19 protein-coding genes and 1 pseudogene are annotated in these 21,739 nt (G+C 71.5%); 5 read left to right on the top strand and 15 right to left on the bottom strand.

Annotation, left to right across the window (positions count from 1 at the left end; all coding sequences use genetic code 11):
* Positions 1-102: 102 nt before the first annotated feature.
* The 8 genes from ABZ919_RS18795 to ABZ919_RS18760 form a co-directional block, all read right to left on the bottom strand.
* Positions 103-1,122 (bottom strand): histidinol-phosphate transaminase, encoded by a 1,020-nt coding sequence (locus ABZ919_RS18795; protein WP_361248708.1) that lies wholly within the window; start codon positions 1,120-1,122, stop codon positions 103-105.
* Positions 1,123-1,125: 3 nt separating this feature from the next.
* A complete protein-coding gene (locus ABZ919_RS18790) occupies positions 1,126-2,145 on the bottom strand; it encodes a 3-oxoacyl-[acyl-carrier-protein] synthase III C-terminal domain-containing protein (RefSeq protein ID WP_361248705.1) in 1,020 nt (339 codons plus the stop codon).
* The gene (locus tag ABZ919_RS18785; protein ID WP_361248703.1) at positions 2,142-2,795 is read right to left on the bottom strand and encodes an SRPBCC family protein; all 654 of its coding nucleotides are present in this window, start codon (positions 2,793-2,795) and stop codon (positions 2,142-2,144) included. Before ABZ919_RS18785 ends, ABZ919_RS18790 begins: the two co-directional genes overlap by 4 nt.
* On the bottom strand, positions 2,767-4,518 hold the full coding sequence (locus ABZ919_RS18780) for a thiamine pyrophosphate-binding protein (RefSeq protein WP_361248700.1): 1,752 nt from the start codon (positions 4,516-4,518) through the stop codon (positions 2,767-2,769). The genes ABZ919_RS18785 and ABZ919_RS18780 overlap by 29 nt, the downstream gene beginning before the upstream one ends.
* Complete coding sequence (locus tag ABZ919_RS18775; protein ID WP_361248697.1) at positions 4,515-5,531, bottom strand: GlxA family transcriptional regulator; 1,017 nt, start codon at positions 5,529-5,531, stop codon at positions 4,515-4,517. Before ABZ919_RS18775 ends, ABZ919_RS18780 begins: the two co-directional genes overlap by 4 nt.
* Before the next feature lie 188 nt (positions 5,532-5,719).
* The gene (locus tag ABZ919_RS18770) at positions 5,720-6,376 is read right to left on the bottom strand and encodes a LuxR C-terminal-related transcriptional regulator (RefSeq protein WP_361248695.1); all 657 of its coding nucleotides are present in this window, start codon (positions 6,374-6,376) and stop codon (positions 5,720-5,722) included.
* Positions 6,377-6,514: 138 nt separating this feature from the next.
* Positions 6,515-7,675, bottom strand: coding sequence for a hypothetical protein (locus ABZ919_RS18765; RefSeq protein ID WP_361248692.1), 1,161 nt, complete (start codon positions 7,673-7,675; stop codon positions 6,515-6,517).
* Between the two features lie 153 nt (positions 7,676-7,828).
* Entirely contained in the window at positions 7,829-9,514 is a 1,686-nt protein-coding gene (locus tag ABZ919_RS18760) for an alpha-keto acid decarboxylase family protein (protein WP_361248689.1), read from the bottom strand.
* A gap of 253 nt (positions 9,515-9,767) precedes the next feature.
* Here ABZ919_RS18760 and ABZ919_RS18755 point away from each other — a divergent pair, with 253 nt between their 5' ends.
* The 4 genes from ABZ919_RS18755 (at position 9,768) to ABZ919_RS18740 (ending at position 14,406) form a co-directional block, all read left to right on the top strand.
* Positions 9,768-10,964 carry a helix-turn-helix domain-containing protein gene (locus ABZ919_RS18755; protein WP_361248687.1) on the top strand — a complete coding sequence of 399 codons (1,197 nt, stop codon included), beginning with the start codon at positions 9,768-9,770 and terminating at the stop codon, positions 10,962-10,964.
* A gap of 679 nt (positions 10,965-11,643) precedes the next feature.
* On the top strand, positions 11,644-12,612 hold the full coding sequence (locus ABZ919_RS18750; protein WP_361248685.1) for a 3-hydroxyacyl-CoA dehydrogenase NAD-binding domain-containing protein: 969 nt from the start codon (positions 11,644-11,646) through the stop codon (positions 12,610-12,612).
* A 124-nt stretch (positions 12,613-12,736) separates the two neighbouring features.
* The gene (locus ABZ919_RS18745; RefSeq protein WP_361248682.1) at positions 12,737-13,615 is read left to right on the top strand and encodes an SDR family NAD(P)-dependent oxidoreductase; all 879 of its coding nucleotides are present in this window, start codon (positions 12,737-12,739) and stop codon (positions 13,613-13,615) included.
* 224 nt (positions 13,616-13,839) lie between these two features.
* Positions 13,840-14,406: a helix-turn-helix domain-containing protein gene (locus ABZ919_RS18740; RefSeq protein ID WP_361248679.1), complete on the top strand. Its 567-nt coding sequence runs from the start codon at positions 13,840-13,842 to the stop codon at positions 14,404-14,406.
* 5 nt (positions 14,407-14,411) lie between these two features.
* On the opposite strand, the pseudogene ABZ919_RS18735 reads toward ABZ919_RS18740, so the two are convergent.
* Positions 14,412-15,165: pseudogene (locus ABZ919_RS18735) on the bottom strand (FAD-dependent oxidoreductase); the annotation flags it as partial.
* Positions 15,166-15,371: 206 nt separating this feature from the next.
* Here ABZ919_RS18735 and ABZ919_RS18730 point away from each other — a divergent pair.
* Positions 15,372-15,656, top strand: a complete 285-nt coding sequence (locus tag ABZ919_RS18730) for a hypothetical protein (protein ID WP_361248678.1) — start codon at positions 15,372-15,374, stop codon at positions 15,654-15,656.
* Positions 15,657-15,760: 104 nt separating this feature from the next.
* On the opposite strand, the gene ABZ919_RS18725 is transcribed toward ABZ919_RS18730, so the two are convergent.
* The 6 genes from ABZ919_RS18725 to acs form a co-directional block, all read right to left on the bottom strand.
* Positions 15,761-16,027, bottom strand: a complete 267-nt coding sequence (locus tag ABZ919_RS18725) for a hypothetical protein (protein WP_361248676.1) — start codon at positions 16,025-16,027, stop codon at positions 15,761-15,763.
* A gap of 83 nt (positions 16,028-16,110) precedes the next feature.
* Positions 16,111-16,941 carry a 3-oxoacyl-ACP reductase FabG gene (fabG, locus tag ABZ919_RS18720; RefSeq protein ID WP_361248674.1) on the bottom strand — a complete coding sequence of 277 codons (831 nt, stop codon included), beginning with the start codon at positions 16,939-16,941 and terminating at the stop codon, positions 16,111-16,113.
* Positions 16,938-18,002, bottom strand: coding sequence for an alpha/beta fold hydrolase (locus ABZ919_RS18715; RefSeq protein ID WP_361248672.1), 1,065 nt, complete (start codon positions 18,000-18,002; stop codon positions 16,938-16,940). Before ABZ919_RS18715 ends, fabG begins: the two co-directional genes overlap by 4 nt.
* On the bottom strand, positions 17,999-18,349 hold the full coding sequence (locus tag ABZ919_RS18710; protein ID WP_361248670.1) for a hypothetical protein: 351 nt from the start codon (positions 18,347-18,349) through the stop codon (positions 17,999-18,001). The genes ABZ919_RS18715 and ABZ919_RS18710 overlap by 4 nt, the downstream gene beginning before the upstream one ends.
* Complete coding sequence (gene bktB, locus ABZ919_RS18705; RefSeq protein ID WP_361248668.1) at positions 18,346-19,548, bottom strand: beta-ketothiolase BktB; 1,203 nt, start codon at positions 19,546-19,548, stop codon at positions 18,346-18,348. Before bktB ends, ABZ919_RS18710 begins: the two co-directional genes overlap by 4 nt.
* Before the next feature lie 27 nt (positions 19,549-19,575).
* Positions 19,576-21,546: an acetate--CoA ligase gene (gene acs / locus ABZ919_RS18700; RefSeq protein ID WP_361248667.1), complete on the bottom strand. Its 1,971-nt coding sequence runs from the start codon at positions 21,544-21,546 to the stop codon at positions 19,576-19,578.
* Positions 21,547-21,739 lie beyond the last annotated feature (193 nt).

Below are 21,739 nucleotides of genomic sequence, written 5' to 3'. Positions count from 1 at the left end.
TGGTCGTGGTCGGTCAGACCGCCACCGATCCCGCAGCGGCAGGCCGCAGGACGAACGAGGACGGCTCCACAGCGTCCGCGGCCGGGCGGCGGCCGGTGTGTTTCACGTCCGCGATGCGTCCTGGCGCAGGCGCACTCCCGCCAGCGCCGTCAGTACGGCGTCGTTGGCGCTCCGGCTGCCGACGGTGAGCCGGAGTCCCTCGCCGGCGTAGTGACGCGCCTGGACACCGGCGTCGGCGAGTGCCGCGGCGCCCTCATCGATCGGATCGGGCGCCGCGAGCCAGACGGAGTTGGCGTGGCCGGGGCGTACGCGCCAACCCAGGGACACGAGTTCACGCCCGAGCCGTTCGCGCTCGGCGACCACGGTGTCCACGCGGAGGCGCAGCTCGCGTTCGGCCCGCAGTGAGGCCCGCACCGCCGCCGTTGCCACCGCGTTGATGCCGAAGGGCAGTTGCTGCCGACGGATGCGTTGCACCAGGCCGGCAGCGCCGAGTCCGTACCCGATGCGCAGGGCGGCGAGGCCGTACGCCTTGGAGAAGGTCCGCAGGACCAGCAAGTTGGGGTACGCGTCCAGGAGCGCGGGTGCGTCCGGCAGTTCGGTGCCGCGGGCGAACTCCACGTACGCCTCGTCGAGCAGCACGGTGACGTGTGGGGGGACCTGCCGCAGGAACGCCGACAGCGCGTCGGCGGTGACCAGGCTGCCGGTGGGGTTGTGGGGATTGCACAGTACGACGACGCGGGTGCGATGGTCGAGCGCCGCGAGCAGCGCGCCCAGATCCTGGTGCCCGTCCGGCGACAGGGGTACGGGGACAGGGTGAGCGCCGACCATTGCGGCCAGGAGGGGGTAGGCGTCGAACGTCCGCCAGGCGTAGGCCACCGCGTCACCGGGCCGGACCACTGCCCGGAGCAACTGCAGGGCGACACCGACCGATCCGCTGCCCACCGCGACCCGGTCGGGGGTGACCCGGCACCATGCGGCGATCAGCTCGGTGAGGTCGTCGGGATGGAACTGCGGGTAACGGTGAGCCTGTTCGACGGCCCGCTGCATCGCCTCGCGTACCGAGGGCAGCGGGGGATACGGGCTCTCGTTCAGGGCGAGCCGGTGCAGAACGGGGGTGTCCATGGTTCAGCCCCGTCCGCCGTGCCAGCGGACGGCGACGGCGCCGGCGAAGTCGCCCGCGTGGGCGAATCCCCCGAGCACCAGCAGGTCGCCGTCCCCCACCTGCCCGGAGCGGATCGCGCGGTCCAACGTGATCGGGATCGCCGCCCCGAACAGGTTCCCGTAGTCGTCGAAGGTGTTCAGGTGCCGTTCGGCCGGCAGCTGCAGCGCCTCTCGCCAGTTCCGCAGGAAGGTGCGGTTGGGCTGGTTGGTGATGAGGACGTCGATGTCGGTGCTCGCCACTCGAAGCCGCCGGCACAGGTCCATGACGACCTCGGGGACGAGGCGGTTCCCCCGCGCCAGGACCTTGGCGACGCTGGCGTCGGTGAACCCGATCCGCAGCTGGGACTCGCCCGGCTCCCAGTACTTGCGGCCGTCGTCGACCGCCACGGTCATGTCGCCGGCGTACTCGCCGATGTGCCGGGTCTCCACGTCGAGGACCGGTGATTGGGCCGACGTCGTCAGGTATCCCACACCGCACCCGTCGCCGGGGATCGCCGCCTGGGCGAGCCGGCGTACCTCGGACTGGGTGAACCACTGCCCCGCGGCGCTCTGCGCGTTGCATATCAGCGCGGTCCTGGCCTCGGTGGAAGTGAGGATCTGCCGGGCCAGCTTCACCATGTACACGAACGACGCACAGCCGGCGTTGGCCACGTCGACGAGCCACTCCGGCTTCAGGCCCAGCCGACGCGCCACCTCGGTTCCGGCGCCCACGAACGGCAGGTCCGGCAACTGGCTGTGCACCAACAGGACGTCGACGCCCCGGATCTCCGCCGCGCCGTGCCGTTCGATCAGGGGCTGAACGGCGCGCTCGACCATGTCCGCGTTGGTCTCGTCCCTGGCCACGTGGTGCCGTAACGGCGGGACCTTGAACATCGGATGGCTGCGGAGCTTGTCCTCGGCTCCGGGGAAGTCCGTGTAGAACTCCGCGGGGACCGGCTCGCCGGGCAGGTAGCTCGCGACGTCGGTGAGGCTGACCGTGGTCACTGCGCCACCGCCCTCGCGGGAGCGGAGCAGACCGGCAGGCCGCCGCGGTGGCGGTGTTCCAGGATGGCCTTGAGGTTGCGCATCTCCACGGTGTGCCCCGCGTAGAAGAGGTCCCAGTAGTCGCCCACCCAGGGCCGGTCCGGGCGGGGAGCCAGGTCGGGGCGCGGGTTGTCGTCGTAGTAGGGGTGCCGGCAGTTGGTCCAGGTGATCACCGAACCCGGCTTGTCGAGCACCGGTCGGGCCGGGACGACACGCATCAGGTAGATCATCCACAGCGTGTCGCCCTGGTCCCAGGAGCAGTGGTAGTCCACGGTCATGGCCTCGGGGTTCGCGAGCACCTTGCAGTAGATCCTGGTGTCGTCCTCCAGCCGGTCGTGACCGACCCACAGCCCCGGGGTGCCGGTGGGCGCGAAGTCCCGCAGGCTGCAGGTCCACTCCTCCAGGTGGTGTCCCTGACGCAGGTAGTCGTAGGCCTGCTCCGGGGGGCAGTCGACGTACTCGTGGATGGTGCAGTACTGCCCGTAGACCTGGTGGTGGGGGTAGACCGCGTGGGTGAGCTCCATGCAGTGGGCGGTCAGTTCCTCCTTGCCGGTGTTCTCGATCCGGACCAGACCGGGGATGTCAGCCAACGTGGACGACTCCTCGCTCATCTGAACTCTCCTTGTTCTCGGTGGCTTCGGTGAAGGACTGGAAGGGAAGGAACGGGGGGATCTCCCGTGGGTCGCAGGCCACTGCGACGAACGCGGGACCGCCGCGCGCATTGCTGCGCAGCAGTGCCGTGCGCAGGTGGTCCGCGTCGGCGGTTCCCGTGGCCGGCAGGGACGGGAAGGCGGCGGCCACTCCGGCGGCGAGGTCGGTCGGGGCGAACAGGTCGTCGCTGCGGACGCCGCCCTGGAGGAATTCCTCCCGCATCGCGCACATGGCGTGGGCGTTGTTGTTGAAGATCACGAACGTCACGGGGGCGTCGTACTGAACGGCGGTGTGCACTTCCATCCCGTGCATGAGGAAGGACCCGTCGCCGGCGAGGACGTACGTGCGCCGGCCGGTGGCGAGCGCGGCGCCGATGCCGGCACCGAAGGTGTAGCCCATGCCGCCCATGCCGACCGCCACCACGAAGCGGCCGTGGCGCGGTGCCGGGAGGAGATGGACCGCGCTGGCCCCCGCGTTGCCTGCGTCCACGAAGACGTGTGCGTCCTGCGGGAGTGCCGCCTCCACCGCGGCGACCGCCTGGGCATGGGGGACGGTGCGTTCCCGGGCCTGGAGGAGCGGACCCGGGAGGGGGGTGGGAAGGGGGCCGGCGTGCGGCGGGCAGGGACGTGGGTGCGACGGCAGCCGGGCCGTCACGGCGCGCAGCGCGTCCCGCAGGTTCCCGCCCAGTGCGGTGCCCGCCACGAAGGGCGGTTCGGGGCCTAGGCAGACGACGTCGGAGGCGGCCAGGGCCCGCTCGAGGCCGCCGCGTGCCAGCAGCGGCAGCCGGGTACCGACCAGCAGGCACAGGTCGGCCCGCCGCAGACAGTCCTCGACATTGGCATGGCCCATCACCCCGGCCACGCCCGCGAAGCGGGGATCACGGTTGTCGAAGACGTCCTTGGCGTCCGGGGTGACCGCCACCCATGCCCCCAGGCGCCCGGCCAGTTGCGCCAGCTCCGCCCGGGCGTCGGCGGCGGCGACGTCCTCACCGGCGATGACGAGGACGCGATCGGCCCCGCGGAGGGCGTCCGACACGGCGCCGACGGCAGCGGCGTCGAGCCGCACCGCGGATGCCGTCGCGGGGCCGCCCGATGCCGGGGCCGCGTCGCGGGCCGGCACCCGGATCCGCGCCTGCTGCACGTCCTTGGGCAACAGCAGCACGGCCGGCCCGCGCGGATCGGACTGTGCCGCCGCGATCGCCCGGGGCAGCAACTCCGCGAGCGCGTCCGGGGCATCGACGCGGGCGCAGAACCGGGTAACGGGTGCGAAGACCTCCCGCGCGTCGAAGGAGCCCGCCTTGCCGCTGGAGTCCTGGAACGCCCCGCGCCCTTCCTGGCCGGTCGGCGGCTGGCCCACCAGGGCCAGCACGGGCACCCGGGAGGCGTACGCCTCCGCCAGACCCGGTACCAGATTCATCGCCCCACCGCCCGAGGTGGCGGCGACGACGCCGAGGCGCCCGGTGGTGCGTGCGTATCCGTCGGCCATGGTGACGGCGGAGAACTCGTGTTTGGCGACGACACCGCGGACGGCTCCGGCGCGGTGCACCGCGTCGTACAGGTCCTCGATGTTCGCGCCGCCGACGCCGAACACATGGGTGACGCCTGCCCTGGCGAGTTCCCCGGCCAGATGGTCGACCAGGCGTACCGTCTCCGCCTCGCGTAATTCCGGGGTCGCGGTGGTCATGCGGGGCTCCCCTCCCTCTCTCGGTGCCGGTCGATGAGGCCGGATGGCGAGATCACCTGGAAGCGGTGCCGGTATTCCTTGGGGGTGAGTCCCAGGGTTCGTCCGAAGGACCGGAAGAACGTCTCGGTGGCGGCGAATCCGCAGCGGCCGGCTATCTGGCTGATCGTCAAGTCCGTGGCTTCCAGCAGTTCGCGCGCGCGGGCGATACGCGTCCGCTCGACGTACTGGCCGGGTGTCGTGCCCACCTCACGCCGGAAGACCCGGGCGAAGTTGCGCTGACTCATGTTGGCCTGCCGCGCGATCTCGGCCACGGTCAGCGGGCCGTCCAGGTGGTCCACAATCCACTCCTGCGCTGCCCGGATCGGCGGATGGTCGGCCAACTGGGCGTCGAGGACGGCGCTGTACTGCGACTGCCCTCCGTGCCGCTTGAGGAACAGCACCAGAAACCGTGCCGTCTCCAGTGCGAGCGCCGATCCGTGATCGGCCTCCACCAGAGCCAGCGCCATGTCGATGCCCGTCGACACGCCCGCGGAGGTCACGAAGGGGCCGTCCCAGACGAAGATCGGCTCGGCTTCCACCGTGACATCCGGGTAGCGGCACGCCATCGCCTGGCTGTACGCCCAGTGCGTGGTGGCGCGTCTGCCGTCGAGGAGGCCCGCCTCGGCCAGCAGGAAGGATCCGCCGCACACGGAGGCGACTCTGCGGGAGCGGGCCGCTGCCCGGCCGATCCAGGACACGAGCGCCTGGTCCCGCAGCGCGTCGTCGAGACTCCATCCGCCCGGCACGAGGAGCGTGTCGATCGGGCCCTGCCCCGCCTCCAGCGGCGAGGCCTCCACCACCACGCCCGAACTCATGCGCACCAGGGGTGCGTCGGCGGAGACGAAGTCGGTCCGGTAAGGGATGCCCGAGGGGCCCAGGAGCCGGTTCGCGGTATCGAACACTTCAATCGGTCCGGTGATGTCCAGGGCCATCGCGCCCCCGTACACCACCACCACAACACGTCGTTCCAGCACGGTCACAGCCTGTATCGAATGTCGCACTGGCTGCAATGACAGATTACTGACGCATCCGGCCAACGGACGGCGTGTGACGGGTGGGAACAGCGCTGGTCAGGCAGTTCGTGCGCCGGACAGGCGGCGAAGGGTGAGACAGCTCACAGGCAGGGCCTCCGGGCCCTGCTGGCCGGCATCCTCGCCCGACCTCACCGGCTTTCTCGGGAGTCGGGCGGCCAGGACGCGGGAGGGAGGAGCCCGAGGACATACGCCTTGGCGACCAGGGCGGTTCTGTTCGGCACTCTGAGCAGGCGGCACAGCCGGGAGAGATGGTAATTGACACCGTCCGGCGTGAGACCGACCGACCGGGCGATCAGCGCGGAGGTGGCTCCCGACGCGACCAGCGCCAGGATGCGCCCTTCCTGCGGTGACAAGGCGTGCGCCAGCTCCCGCTCCATGTCGTGCGCCCTGTCGGTGACGTGCAGGAACGTCATGAGCAGCGTCGGAGTGAGGAATTCGTCGCTGACCGGTTCCACGGTGAGTTGCCCGGTCCTGGTCAAGCCTTCGGTGTCCCACTCGACAGGAATCGGGTAGCGGAACCGACGCCCGTACCGAAGCCCTTCGGAGAGCTTGCGCAATGAATCCTCGTCGGTGGACACCAGCAGATCGACCAGGTTGCGGTCACGTATCTGTCCGGGCGTCAATCCCCACAGGGCGGAGAACGAGGGATTGGCGATCAGCAGCGAACCGTCGGGCCGGCTTATCGCCGTGGGCGCCGGCGACCGGTCGAGCAGTCGCAGAAACCGGTTCCGCCAGACAGCCATCTGCTGTCGGAGATCGGTCCCTTCATCCGATTCGATACTCACCGATCACGTTCCTTCCTGTGACGGCGAAGTGCCAACGGCCCACGGACAGCGGCCCACGGACAGCGGCCAACGGCCCACGTCCGCGGTTCGGGCAGTCGCGCCCGGGGCACGGGTCCATGACCCACTCGTCCGACCGGGTCATCGGCTCGGCACACCGCGGACGCCGACCAGTTGGGGCACCCGTGCTTCTTCGGGCGGCTCGATGCCCTCCAGGTCGGTGAGGAGCCGCTCCACGTCGGCCACGAGCGATCCGTAGACCTGCCAGGCGTTCAGATCGGTGAGGGCACCGCGCTCGAGCAGATCGGTCACCGTGGCATGCCAGGTCAGCATGCGGTCGATGACCGTGCGCAACTGCTGCCGGGCATCGCCCTGGCTGGAGTCGGCCGCCACCCCCAGCGCGGCGTAGGTGGTGAACACCCGTCCCGCCCACTCGAGCGCCTCCCCGTATCGGACGGCGAATCCCTGCTTCAGGCCGTGGTCCGCGTCCTGCTCGATGTTGTCGGCCAGGGTCCTGGCGATGCCTCGCACCTGGAACGACGCCGTATGGAGAACCTCCGAGGCGTATGCGTGGACCGCGGACATGTGGTGCCGGCGCGCCGCCGCGCGGGCGTTCCAGCGCAGGCTCTCAGCGGCCTTCTGCACCTCGTCGCGAGCGTCGGCGGCTTGCCGCTCCAGCTCCTGCGCCCGCTCCAGCCAGACGTGCGCGTGGCTCGCAGACAGTCCTTCCCGCAACCCGCGGCCCATGTCCTGCAGCAGCGTGCCCGTGCAGCGGGCCAGACTGCGCACGGCGGCGTCGGACCGACCGAGGTACGTCGGCGGGAAGACCAGGGCATTGACGGCGACTCCGACCCCGGCGCCGGCAACGGTGGAGACCGCGGGTACGACCACATGCCCGACCGGAGCCGCCGCGGCAGCCGTCAGGCTGATCACCGCAGTCGACGCGACCTGGAGGCGGTCCTCGCCGTTACGGCGTCCACCGGTGAGCAGTACCACGGTCAGGACGGCCACGACGGCTCCGGCGGTGGCTCCCAGCAGCCAGGCGGCGAAGACAGCCAGCAGGACGCCCGACACCTGGGTCGCCACCCGGCGCGCCGCATGGATCACCGAGCTGTAGACCGTGGACGCATTGGCCATGACCAACGCAGTGCCCACGCCGAGGAACTGTTGCTGCCCCGGTAGCCACAGGGCGATGAGCTGCCAGGTGAGCACCGCTGCGACCAGGCTCTTCACGCCATGCCGCAGGACGTACTCGTCCCTGCTCGCACGGATCGCGCCGATCTTTCGCAGTACGGTCGTCAAGGCCCGCGGTGCTGCTGCGCTTCCACGCCGCATGCCTGGGAGAAAATGATCCATGGTGCTGTTTCCGCCGGCGGGGCATCCCGCTGACACGAGGTGCTGGGCGAAGTAGGGGACGAGGTCGGGGTGTTGCAGGCCGCCGGCCCGGCCGGGGCGTCAGCTCGGGCCGGGACGGTCGGCGGCGGCGAGCGGCCGCTCCGTGGCCCGTACGAGGACGTCCGGGACGTCCGACGGGGGCAGCAGGGCCTCCAGCAGCACCAGATCGGCCGGATCGGCGGCGCGGGCCAGTGCCGTGCTCAGCTCGGCCGGTGTGCTCGCCCGCAGGGTGACCGCCGACTCGCCTCCCATGGCCGCCGGGAGCAGCCTCCAGTTCCACCGGGGAATGTCGTTGTAGCGGCGCTCCCCACCGTGGAGGACGTTTTCGATGGTGTAGCGGCCGTTGTTGAGCAGCAGCACGATCGGCGTGCAGCCTTCCCGCAGATGGGTGCCGAGCTCCTGAGCGGTCACCTGTGCCGACCCGTCCCCGATGAGCAGGATCGTGCGCCGCCCCGGCGCCGCGAGCTGCGCGCCCAGGGCCGCCGGCAGGGTGTACCCGATCGACGCCCACAGAGGCTGGCCGATGAACGTGGCCCCGGCCGGCAGCCGCATCGCCTGCGCCCCGAAGAGCGAGGTGCCCAGCTCGGCGACCACCGTGTCGCCCTCCCTCAGGAAGCTCTGGACCGCCGGCCAGAGCGTCGCGTGGCGCAGGGCGTCCGTACTGTCGCGGGAAGCGTCGCCGGCCAGGCGATCCGCTGAGGCCGGCGGAAGATCCGGGCGCGCCCACGACCGGCCGGACTCGGCCAGCACCGCGGTCAGCGCGCGCACCGCGTCGCGCATCGGCAGGGGAGCGAAGACCTGGTCGCCGATGTGCGTGGCGAACGGCTGCACGTCGATGGTCCGCGCGGCGTCGACACGGTGGCTGAACGCGGTGGTGCTGTCGCTGAACCGCACACCGACCGACAGCAGCACGTCGGCCTGCTCGACGGCGGCGAGCACCCGCTCGGAGCTCGCGGCGCCACAGTAGGTGCCGACGAACGTCCGGGCGCTCTCGTCGAGTACGCCTTTGCCCATGGAAAGCGTCGCGTTCGGAATCCGGCCGGCGGCGACCAGCTCGGCCAACTCGGCCCGGACACCGAACCGGTCGGCCAGGAAGTCCGCGAGCAGACCCAGCGTGTCGGCCTCGGCCAGCATGGCGCGTGCGGCGTCGGTGAACCGCGCCAGTTCCCGGGCCGAGGTCTCCGGTGCCGGTACGGGGAGCGGCTGCGCCGGCGGCTCGGCCGGGCTCGCGGCCACGTCCGTGGGCAGCACCAGGTAGCCGGGACGGCGTTCCCGTCGGCTGGTGGCCAGCACCCGGTCGATCTCGGCGATCGCGTTGCCCGTGCTCAGGTAGGCCTGTGCCACGGTGACCTCGGCGTGCGCCCGGACGAAGTGCCGGTAGTCGCCGTCACCGAGGGTGTGGTGGAGCAGGGCGCGGGCTTGTTGGGCCGCCGTGGAAGGTGCGCCCACGATGTGGATCACCGGGACGTACTCGGCGTACGCGCCGGCGATCCCGTTGATCGCGCTGAGCTCGCCCACCCCGTAGGTGGTCAGCAGGGCACCGGCCCCGTTGACGCGGGCGTAGCCGTCGGCCGCGTAGGCCGCGTTGAGCTCGTTGGCGTTGCCGACCCAGCTGATCCGGTCGTGCTCCATGATGTGATCGAGGAACGCCATGTTGTAGTCGCCCGGCACACCGAACACGTGCCGGACACCGATCTCGGTGAGCCTGGCAAGAAGGTAGTCGCCCACAGTGAAGCCGACCGGCATGTGTGACCTCGATCCCGGCGGGTGGTCCCGCGCCTGTTTCACTCGTTTACCTGACGCTTCGAGCATTTCACTGGGCCGGGGGTGCGAACTACGGCGAAAGCCCGGACATCTCCGGCATTGATTTGTGGAAACCACGAACTGGGTCCGCCGACTTCTGGGAACCGAGACCGAGCTGCCCGGTCGGTGCTTCGGGCTTTCCACTACAGGAGATCGACCGCGGTGACGGAAGACGCGTCTTGATAAGCTCAGGCTTGTGGAATCCGAGAAAGCCGCTCTGACGGTGCCACTCTCGGACGCGGCCCGGCAGGCCGTGGCCCTGATCTGCGCACACATCGCCGGGAACCTGCCGACGATCAGTCACGAGGTCGTCCGGCAAATCCGGGCGGAGATCCCGGAGTACGCCGTCGTGCCGGCGGAGGAACACCGCGAGTTCGTGCTGTATCAGGGCCGCATGCTGCTGGCCGGCATCGCCGAACAGACCCTGCCCGGCGACGAGGACACCGCACACGCCCGGGAACTCGGCCGGCGGCGCGCCCAGCAGGGCCTGCCCCTCGAACTGATGCTCGGCGCCTACCACATCACCTTCCGCGAGGCCTGGGACAGGATCCTGCAGCAGGCCACGACCGACCACCCCGAGCACGTGGGCGACCTGACGCATCTGGTCACCCTCATCTGGACCTGGATCCGGGTCCTCACCGGCAACGCCTCCGAGGCCTACAGCGAGGAAGTCCGGCGTGCCCAGGTCACCCGGGCCACGCTCGCCCACCGGTTGTTCGCCGCGCTCACCGCCGACTCCGTCCGGTCGGAGGCGGCGGCGCCCCTGGCCCAGGCGCTCGGCTACCAACCCGACGGCGAGTTCCAGGCGCTGTGCCTGCCCGCCGAGGACTGGCCGGACGACCGCACCGAGCAACTGCGCCATCGACTGATCGCCCTGCCCGGCGAACTCCACTGCGCCACCGCCGGCACCCGGCTCCTGGTCCTGGGCCAGCGGCACGACCCGGACGCCGTCGCCGCGGCCGCCGCGGCGATCCCGCCGCGGCGGGACGCCACCGCGATCGGCATCGGCCTGTCCCGCCCGGGCCTGGCCGGTGCGGTGGACAGCATCACCGACGCGACGCAGGCGCTGTCCCGGACGGGCGGGCAGCGCCGCGTCGTGCATTTCGCCGACTCCTGGCTGGCCGCCAGCCTCGGCGGGCAGGCCACCCGCCTGGCCCCGCTGTTCACCAGGGCCGTGGCCACCGCGCGCACGGACCCCCATCTGGCCGCGGCCGTGGTCGCGTTCGCCGACCACGGCCTGTCGGTTGCCGCCGCTGCCCGCGGCCTGCACCTGCACCCGAACTCGCTGGCGTACCGGCTCGGCCGGTGGAACGAACTCACCGGGCTCGATCCGCGCAGCGGCGACGGCCTCGTCGCCTCCCTGGTCGCCCTCCGCCTCTATCACCAGCCCTAGGGCGGCGAAGCCCGCCCTGCATCCGAGGCGGTCCTCTCGTCGCGAACCCCGGATCGGGACGAGCGGTCATACGCGCGCGCCCGGCTGCGGTAGCACTTTGTCCGGAATGCGGCGCCGCACCGGTCAGAGGAACAACTACCAGAACTTGTAGTCGGGCATCGCCGAGTCGCCGTCGCCGTCGCTTAGATTGACAAATGCAGGCAGTCGACCCATAGCCCCATGAAGGTGACCACCTCATGCAATGACTGGTCATCGAGGCGGTGGAGGCGTCATCCATGCGGCGGTACGGCCCGGAATGCCGAGTGGCCCGTCCACTGCCGTCGCAGAGCGGAATTCGCCTCGCATTCCCACAAGGAGTCTTTGTGTCTCGTCTTCCCTGTCCCGACCGGCAGGAGTTCCCCAAGCGGCTGCGCGACTTCCTCGACCAGCTGCCGCATCACGCAGCGTTCGACATACGAGTTCACCCAGGTGCCGATCTCGGCCTCCGTGGGTGTGCCGGACTGGTCCTCCGGACGGGTCTGCACCGTTATCGATGTCCAGGTCGAGGAAGACCACGGCGACGCCGTGATCGACGCGAGCCGGCGGCTGCAGCAGCGACTCCGCGAGCCCTCACGGCAGCCTTCACCCCCTCATGCGGCGTCAGCGAAGCGCCGCTGTCACTCGTAAGGAATCGCACACCATGAACCACATGAACACCGCGATGGCGGAACCGTTCCGGAACGTCACCGTCGTCGGGGCCGGCGTCATCGGCACGTCCTGGGCAGCCCTGTGCCTCGCCCACGGATGCGAGGTCACCGTCAGCGACCCGGCCCCCACTGCGGAGAGCCAGGTGCGCGCAGGACTGGCCGAGATCGTCCCATCGCTGGAAGAGCTGGGCCTGGACACCGGCGATCTGACCGCCCGTCTGCGTTTCGAGGCCGATCTGGCTGCCGCGGTGGCCCACGCCGACGTCGTCCAGGAGAACGGTCCGGAGCGTCTGGAGGTCAAGCACCGGATATGGGCCACCATCGAGGAGAACGCTCCCGCCCACGCGCTCTTCGCCACTTCGACCTCCGGTCTTCCGGCCAGTCGGATCGCCACGATCCTCGAGCGGCCCGAGCGCCTGATCGTCGGCCACCCCTTCAACCCGCCCCACCTGGTGCCCCTCGTCGAGATCGCTCCGGGGGAACTCACCTCCGAGGAGACCATTGAGCGGGCGCGCGCCTTCTACAGCGCGCTGGGCAAGAAGCCCCAGGTGCTGCGCAAGGAGGTTCCGGGCTTCGTCGCCAACCGTCTGCAGGCGGCCTTGTTCCGCGAGTGCGTCCATCTGGTGGCCGAGGGAGTGGTGACCGAGCAGGAGCTCGACGAGCTCGTCACCTCGTCGATCGGTCCGCGTTGGGCGGTTGCCGGACCCTTCCAGAGCTTCCATCTGGGCGGCGGCTCCGGCGGGTTCGCCCACTTCCTCTCGCATTTCGCACCCGCGATGGAGCGGAGCTGGAAGTACCTGGGCGACCCGGCCTTCGACGAGACCACGGTCAAGCTCTTGAGCGAGCAGGCCCGGGCCTACCTCGGTGACCGGCCCATCGGGGAGCTCGCGGCCCAGCGGGACCGGGCCCAGATCGCCCTCATGCGGGCGCTGGGTGAGCTTCCCCCCGCTCCGGCCCGATAGGGAACGCCAGGTCCAGGCGCGATACGACCCCGCAAGACTGACAACCTAAACGGATAGGTCATCCGGATCTGCTACGGTGACGTCAACCGGATGATGTATCCATATACGCGGAACGGGTTGCGCCATGAAGCAGACAGCGGTGGTCACGGCAGGGACGGCGGGAATCGGGTTGGAGACCGCCTTGGGGCTGGCCGAGGCGGGCCTCGCGGTCACCCTGGTCGGCCGCGACGGCGAGCGCGGCGCGCGGGCGGTCGAACGGATCAACGGCACGGCACCGGCGCACTCCGCCCGGTTCCTGGCCGCCGACCTCGCCTCGCTCGGCGCCGTTCGCGCGCTCGCCGGCCGGATCGCGGCGGACGGTCCGCTGACCGTGCTGGTCAACAACGTGGGAGCCATGTTCGCGGACCGGCAGGAATCGGTCGACGGGATCGAGGCGACGTTCGCCGTCAACCACCTCTCGCCGTATCTGCTGACCGAACTGCTGCTGCCCGTACTGCGAGCCGGCTCGCCGAGCCGGATAGTGAACGTCACCTCGGGCGCGGTCGGCGTGGCGAAGCGCGTCTTCGACGCCGTCGAGCCGCCGGGCGGCTACTACGGCTTCCACTGGTACGGGCGCGCCAAGCTGGCCAACCTCGCCTACACGCTGGAGCTGGCGGAACGGCTGGACGGCACGGGCGTCTCGGTCTTCGCGGCGGACCCGGGCGGCGCCGCGACCGACATGACCAACGGCACCATGACCGACCCGAAGATCGTCTCGCCGGGGCTGCGGCTGCTGTGGCCGCTGGTCCGGCGCAAGTTCGAGCGCTCGACCTCCGGACCGGCGTCCCTGGCGGCGAGGTCCTCGATTTTCGCCGCGACCGACGGTTCGCTGGCCGGCCGGACCGGCGTCGTCATCGGACCCCAGGCGCATCCGGTCGCGCCCTTCCGGGCCGCAGCCGATCCCCGCGTCGCCGAAGCCGTCCGCCGCCTCAGCGAGCGCCTCGCGCCGGTGACCACTGCCTGACGAGGTCCGGACCCGACCGACGGGCCGGTGACGCGGACCCGCGGCCGGCTCGCGCCGGCTCGCGCCGACTCGGGCGGCCCCGGCGCCGGCCTGCTCCGACGGGGGAACGGGTGGGCTCACTCGGACGGGGAATCGGGTGGACTCACTCGGACGGGGAATCGGGTGGGCTCACTCGGACCGTGCCACACAACGGTCCGGATGGGCTATCCGGTTAGACTGCTCGTATGACGACCGCCCCTCTGCGCAAGGACGCCGCCCGCAACTGGGAACGGATCGTCGCTGTGGCCCGCGATCTGGTGGACGAGGGCACACCACTGCAGCTCAACGACATCGCCCGCCGTGCCGGCATGGGCGTGGGCACCGTCTATCGCCACTTTCCCACCGCCGAGGCGCTCCTGGAGACGGTCGCCACCCCCAGCCTGGAGGCACTCGCCGCCCACGGCGCCCGGGCCCTGGCCGACGACGACCCCGGGCGCGCCCTGGCCGGCTTCCTGACCCGCACCATCGAAGCGCAGGTCACCGACGCATCGCTGTCCACGGTCACCGCGGCGTCCACGGACGCCCTGCCCCGCACCACCGAGCTGAAGCAGACCCTCCGGTCGATCGGCACCGAGCTGCTCGAGCGGGCCCGCGACGCCGAGGTGGTACGCGCCGACCTGACCTCCGACGACCTGGTCCCGCTGATGTGCGGGATCGCCTTCGCCGCGAACGTCCACGGCGACCCCGCGGCCCGTGTGCAGACGGCCCGCCGCTATCTGACCGCGCTCCTGGACGGCCTGTACGTCCGCTGAGGCCGCTACTGGTCCTGTCGGCAGGCGGCCAGCAGGAAGAGCCAGATCTCGCCGACCGTGGGGAAGCAGGCGACCGCGTGCCGGAGCCGTTCGAGCGGGACCTCGCCCGCGACCGCTACGGTCGCCGAGTGCAGGAGTTCGCTGACCCCGGGACCGACAAAGGTCACTCCGGGAAGCACCTCCCGGTCGAGGCCGACGACGAGCCGGGCGTGGCCCTGGTAGCCGTCCGCGTACAGTTCGGCGCCCTGGGCCACGTCGAAGTCGAGGTCGACGGTCATGATCCGGTGGCCGGCGCCGGCCGCCTGCGCGGCGCTCAGCCCCACGGCGGCCACCTCGGGATCGGTGAAGAACACCTGCGGCACGGCGTGCTGGTCGGCGGTGGTGGCGTGGTCCCCCTAGAGCGCATCGTCCACGGGGCGGCCGGCGGCGCGGGCGGCGATCGCGTCGCCCGCGGCACGGGCCTGGTACTTGACCTGATGGGTGAGCACGCACGGTGGTTGACGTCGCCCAGGGCGTACAGCCAGTCGCCGTCGACACCGTTCACAGGCAGGTGGTGTCCACGTCCAGCCAGGAGCCGGGGGCGAGACCGAGCGTGTCCAGCCCGATGTCACCGGTGGCGGGAGTGCGGCCGGTGGCGAACAGCACCTCGTCGGCCTCCAGCTCTCCGCCGTCGTCGAGGGTGAGCGTGACGGGGCCGGCGGGATCCGGGCGGCGCAGGGCGGTCACCCGGACGCCGACCCGTACGGACAGCCCGCCCTCCTCCCACACCGCCACGAACGCCCGCAGCTCCATGCCCCATGCCATCACGCCGTACCGGGCGTGTCACGCTCGGTCGGATGCCGAGCGGGCGGCGCGTTTCCTGCATCCGTCCGGGTGTCTTCCGGGCCTGCCGCGAGCGAGCGACGCGCGGTGGGGGTACGTCGTTCCGGGCCAGGTGACCTCAGGGACCGATCAGGAGACCAGCCATGTACGGAGTGGTTCGGTGGTACGAAGGCGTGACCGATCCCGTCGAGACGGGACGCCGGGTGGACGAGGAGTTCGTGCCGCTCCTGCGCCAGATCCCCGGATTCGTGGCGTACTACTGGGTCGACGCCGGGGAGGGAGTCATGGTCTCCACCAGCGTCTTCGAAGACCAGGCGGGAGCCGAGGAGTCGGTCAGGACGGCGGCGGACTTCGTACGCGAGCACATGGCGTCACTGCTGCCCAACCCTCCCCGGGTCACGGCCGGCCGGGTCGTGGCCGCCGCGTAGCGACCCCCGAGGCGGCGCCGGACCGCTGGAGCCGGGACCGGCGGCCGTCCCAGGCGAAAGCCGGTGGCCTGTACGGCGGCCACCGGCTGGGGGAGTGCCTCGGGTCAGCCCAGGAGCTGACGGAGCACGCCGGTCGAGATGGCACTGAGCTCCTTGGCGAGGCCGGTCTGCGTGCGCGTGGTCTCCGCGACCCAGTCGGCGCCGGCCTGCGAGGTCTGCTCCTGGACGCGCACTGCGGCGACCACGGACTTCTCACAGGCGTCGACGACGGCGAGGCCCGTCCGCCTGACGGCGTGACGGTACTTGTCCTGGACGTCCGCCAGACCGCGTACGGCCTGGTCGAAGCCGGCGCCGTACTCCTCTGCTCTCATGCCCTGCATGAACACCTCCTGTGGGATGGGTTTTTCCTGGATGGCCCTTCCCGCGCGGGCGGCGCGGGAAGGGAGTCGGTGGGTCACATGTCGAGGCCTCCGTTGACGCCCCAGACCTGTCCGGTGATGTAGCCGGAGGCGTCGTCGGCCAGGAAGCGCACCAGCCGGGCCACCTCCTCGGGGCGGCCGAGCCGGCCCAGCGGGACCTGGCCGACGATGCGGTCGAGGACCTTGGCCGGGATGTGCTCCAGCATCTCCGTGGCGATGAAGCCGGGGGTGACGGCGTTGACCGTGATGCCGGGGCCGTAGGGGTCCTGCCGGCCGGCCTTGGCCAGCTGGAACGCGGCCTCCCGGGCGAGGGTCTTGGTCAGTCCGAACAGCCCGGACTTGGTCGCCGCGTAGTTGGCCTGGCCGATGTTGCCCGTCTCGCCGATCACCGAGGAGATCATCAGGATCCGGCCCGACCCCTGCTCGACCATGGAACCGAGCGCCGCCTGCGCGAGGTAGAAGGGGCCCGAGAGGTTGACGTCCAGCACCTGCTGCCAGTCGTGGTCGGTCATCCTGGCCACCGTGCGGTCGATGGTGATGCCGGCGTTGTTCACCAGGATGTCGATCCGGCCGTGACGGTCGACGACGTCCGCGACCAGGCGCCGGCAGTCCGCCGGGGCGCTGACGTCCGCCTGGTGGGCGCTGACCCGCTCCGCGTCCGCGCCGAACTCGGTGCGGCACTGGTCGACGAAGTCGCGGGCACGCCCGGTGTTGCCGGCGTAGGCGGCGGCGACCGTGGCTCCCGCGCCCAACAGGCCGCGGCTGATGGCGGCGCCGATGCCGCGGGTGCCGCCGGTGACGAGGGCGACCCGGTCCTGCAGGCTCCGGTCGGTGGTGGCGGTGGCGAAGGGGGCGGTGATGGTCACGAGGTGCTCCTTGCGGGGGTGGTGGCCGAGCGGGCGGCGAGCCAGCCGGCGATGTCGGGCCAGATCCGGTTCCGGGCCTTGGAGCCGGCCATGAGGCCGATGTGCCCGCCCGGGCGGTCGAAGTGGGTGACGTCGGTCGCGCCGACGCGGTCGAGGAAGGGCAGGGTGCCCGCGCGTGGGGCGATGTGGTCCTGCGCGGCGGTCACCACGAGGACGGCGGCGTCGATCCCGGCGGGGTCCACGCGCCGCCCACGCAGCCGCAGGGTGCCTGCGGCGAAGCGGTTCTCCTGGTACAGCCAGGTGATCCACTCCCGGTAGGCGCGGGCCGGGAACGGCGGGTTGTCGGCGACCCAGCGCGCCATCGACTGGAAGGCCTCCCGGTCGACGGTGCCCTGGTCCACCTGGTCCCACAGCCTGCGGTAGGTGGTCAGGTAGTTGCCCACCGGCTTGAGCATCTTGTTCGCCCAGTCGATGGCGTGCCCCGGCACGACCCGCAGGTCCGCCAGCGTGCTCACGTCGTAGGCGTCCGCCGTGACCCACTGCCGGTACACCGAGCCCTCGGTGTCGAAGGGCATGGTCAGCAGGACCGTGTTGGCCACCGGGCCGCCCGGGTGCAGCGCCGCGTACATCGCGGTGAACGCGGCGCCCATGCACCAGCCGGCCAGGGACACCCGGTCGCCGCCGGAGCTGCGCAGCACCCGGCGTACGGCCCAGTGCAGCTGGTCGCAGACGTAGTGCTCCAGGCCCCGGTCGGCGTCCTCCTCGTCGGGTACGCCCCAGTCGAGCAGGTAGACGTCGAAGCCCTCGGCGAGCAGGAACTCCACGAAGGAGTTACCGGGCCGGAGGTCGAACACGTCCGGACGGTTGATCAGGGCGAACACCAGCAGCACCGGGACGGGGTGGCGGCGCCGGTCGCTGCGGTAGCGGTACAGGGTGGTCGTGCGGTGGGTCCAGACGACGTCGCGGGGGGTGGCCGCGACGTTCGCCTGGTCCGCGGTGAGGATCAGGTTGGCGGCTTCGGCCAGCACCCGGGCCGGGTGCAGGGGGTGCCGGACGGTCATGATTCCTCCCCCTCGCCGGCCGCCCGGTCCGTCAGCTGGTCGCGCAGGTCCTCGACCTCCTGCAGCACGCGCTCCAACTTGTCTTCGTTCCTGGCCAGTTGGCGGCCCAGGCGGGTCACGTCGGAACGCCCGGCCAGCCGCATGTTCCGCAGCATCAGGTCGCAGGTCTCCCCGCTGATCCGGGTCAGGGCGGCGAAGTTGCCCGCGGTCAGGCCGAGCAGCTCCGCGAAGGCGCTGCCGGAGACGAGCTGCTCGGTGGCCTCGGCGGCCTGCTGCTCCATCGCCTCGTACCAGTCGCGGAAGGGCTTCTGCGACCAGTCGCCGAAGAGGTTGTCGGCCGTCATCATGCGCCTCCTTCACGCTCGAACAGTGCGGCGATGCCCTGGCCGCCGCCGATGCACATCGACACCACGGCGTACCGGCCGCCGATGCGGCGCAGTTCGTGCAGGGCCTTGACGGTGAGGACTGCGCCGGTGGCGCCGACCGGGTGGCCGAGGCCGATGCCGCTGCCGTTCGGGTTGACGCGCTCGGGCGGCAGGCCGAGCTCGCGTGTCACGGCCAGGGCCTGGGCGGCGAATGCCTCGTTGACCTCGTAGACGTCGATGTCGTCCACCTTCAGGCCGGTGTCCTCCAGCAGGCGACTGATCGCGGGGGAGGGACCTATGCCCATGTAGGCCGGCTCGACTCCGACGTGGCGGTAGGCCACCAGGCGGGCCAGAGGCTTCAGACCACGCTCCTCGGCGACGGCCGCGTCGGCCAGGACGACTGCCGCGGCGGCGTCGTTGATGCCGGAGGCGTTGCCCGCGGTGACGGTGCCGCCGGGCTTGAAGGCCGGGCGCAGCTTGGCGAGGTCCGCCTCGGTGATGCCGGGGCGGGTGTGCTCGTCGGTGGTGACCTGGACCGTCCCCTTGCGGCCGGCGATCTCCACCGGGACGATCTGCTCGGCGAAGCGTCCTTCGGCGGTCGCCGCGGCGGCCCGGTGGTGGCTGGTGAGCGCCAGCCCGTCCTGGTCCTCGCGGGAGACCTCCCAGCGCTCGGCGACGTTCTCGGCCGTGATGCCCATGTGGACGCCGTCGAACGGGTCGGTGAGCGCCGCCACCATGGCGTCGAGGATCCGGCCGTCGCCCATCCGCGCGCCCCAGCGGGCCTGCGGGAGCCAGTAGGGTCCGCGGCTCATCGCCTCCGCGCCGCCGCCGACGGCCACCTGGCAGTCACCCAGGGCGATGCTCTGGGCGGCCGAGACGACGGCCTGCAGGCCGCTGCCGCACAGCCGGTTGACGTTCATCGCCGGGACCGACACCGGCAGTCCGGCCTGCACGGTGGCCACCCGGGCCAGGTACAGGTCGCGCGGCTCGGTGGGGATGACGTGGCCGAAGACCACCTGTCCGGTGTCGTCGGGTGCCACGCCGCTGCGCTTCAGCGCCTCGCGGGTGACCAGGGTGGCCAGGTCGGCCGGCGGGACGTCGGCGAGAGCGCCGCCGAACTTGCCGATGGGGGTGCGGACACCGCTCAGGACGACGATGCCGTGGTGGTTGTGCTTCTGCATGGGAGTTCCGGTTCTCGTCTCGTACGGTCAGTGGGTGGGGGTCACGGCGGTGGTGAGGGCGGCCATCACGTCCGGTTCGCCGAGCGTGGTGACGTCTCCGGTGCCCTCGCCGGTGAGCAGGTCGCGCAGCAGGCGGCGCATGATCTTGCCGGAGCGCGTCTTGGGCAGGCCCGCGGCCCAGACGATCTTCTTGGGGCGGGCCAGCTTGCCGATGCGCACCGCGATGTGCTCGCGCAGCTCGGCGTCCAGCGCCGGGTCGCCCGGGCGGTCGCCGGCCGGGGTCACGAAGGCGACCACGGCCTGGCCGGTGAGTTCGTCCGGGACCGCGACCACGGCCACGTCGGCGACGGCGGGGTGCGTGGCGACGGCCGACTCCATCTCGGCGGTGGACAGCCGGTGGCCGGAGACGTTGATCACGTCGTCGGTGCGGCCGAGGATCCAGAAGTCCCCGTCCTCGTCCAGCCGGGCGGCGTCACCCACCACGTAGGTGTCCTTGCCGAAGTGGGAGAAGTACGTCTTCAGATAGCGCTCGTCGTCGCCGTACAGGGTGCGGAGCATGCTGGGCCACGGCTCGGTGAGGGTCAGCAGGCCGGTCCCGGTGGTGACCGGGGCGCCGTCGGCGTCGACGAGCGCGGCGGACACGCCCGGCAGCGGGCGGGTGGCCGACCCCGGCTTGGCGCCGGCGCTGCCGGGCAGGGGCGCGATCATGATGCTGCCGGTCTCGGTCTGCCACCAGGTGTCCACGATCGGGCAGCGGCCGCCGCCGATCACCCGGTGGTACCAGCGCCAGGCCGTGGGGTTGATCGGCTCGCCCACGCTGCCCAGCAGGCGCAGCGAGGACAGGTCGTAGTGGCCCGGCAGCTCCTCGCCCCAGCTCATGGCGGCCCGGATCGCGGTGGGGGCGGTGTACAGCTGGGTGACGCCGTAGCGCTCCACCAGCTCCCACCAGATCCCCTTGTGCGGGTGGTCGGGCGCACCCTCGAACAGCACCGAGGTGACACCGTTGGCCAGCGGGCCGTACACCAGGTAGCTGTGTCCGGTGATCCAGCCGATGTCCGCGGTGCAGAACCAGACGTCCCGGGCCGGATCCAGGTCGAAGACGATCCGGTGGGTGTAGGAGACGCCGGTCAGGTAGCCGCCGGTGCTGTGGACGATGCCCTTGGGCGCGGCGGTGGAACCCGACGAGTAGAGGATGAACAGCGGGTGCTCGGCGGGCAGCGGCACGGCCGGGCAGACCGGGTCGGCGGCGGCGCACAGATCGGCGTACCAGCTGTCGCGGCCGGGACGCATGGGGCACGGTGCCCCGGTGGCGCCGACGACCACGACGTGCTCCAGATCGGGCAGCGCCTCCAGAGTGTCCTCCAGGGTCTGCTTGACGGCGGTGACGCGGCCCTTGCGGCGTGCGCCGTCGACGGTGACCAGGACCCTGGCGTCGCATGCCGCCATCCGCTCGCCGACCGCCTGGGGGGCGAAGCCGCCGAAGACGACGTTGTGGACGGCGCCGATCCGGGCGCAGGCGAGCATCGCCACCACGGCCTCGGGGATCATCGGCAGGTGGATGCCGACCACGTCGCCGGCGGTGACGCCGAGTCCCTCGAGCGCATTCGCGAACCGCTGCACCTCGTCGAGCAGCCCGGAGTACGTGATCGTCCGGGTCTCGCCCTCCTCGCCGTGCCAGTGGTAGGCCACCCGGTCGCCGAGCCCGGCGGCCACATGGCGGTCGAGACAGTTGGCCGACGCGTTGAGCGTGCCGTCGGTGAACCAGCGGTGGAACGGCGCCTCGGTGTCGTCCAGGACCGTCGTGAACGGCTGGTCCCAGGACAGCCGGCGGGCCTGTTCCGCCCAGAAGCCGAGCCGGTCGGCGGCGGCCCGCGCGTAGAGGGCCTCGGTGTCCGCCTGCGGCCGTCGGCCGGTGGCGCCCGGCGCCGGGAACAGGTCGGTGGTGGTGGTCTTCGCGTCGCTCTTCGGGTGCTTCGGGTGCGGAGTGCGGTCCGTCACGGTGTTGCTCCTCTGCCGTGTGATGGTCGCGGCTGCGCCGGTTCGTCTCCTCGGCGGAATGCCTGGTACCGACCTTGCGCCCGGCCCCCGCGTGGCCGGAAGGCCGCTACGACGGGCCGCGCGCCGTCCGCGACGAGCGGTCCCCGCGGCGCGACGAACGGTCGGCCGGCCGGTGGACGGCACGGCGGACCGC

It is taken from the genome of Streptomyces sp. NPDC046759, assembly GCF_040645475.1.
Classification (GTDB): Bacteria; Actinomycetota; Actinomycetes; order Streptomycetales; family Streptomycetaceae; genus Streptomyces.
The sequence above is the reverse complement of the archived record's forward strand: the minus strand, read 5'-3'. Positions and strand labels throughout refer to the sequence as shown.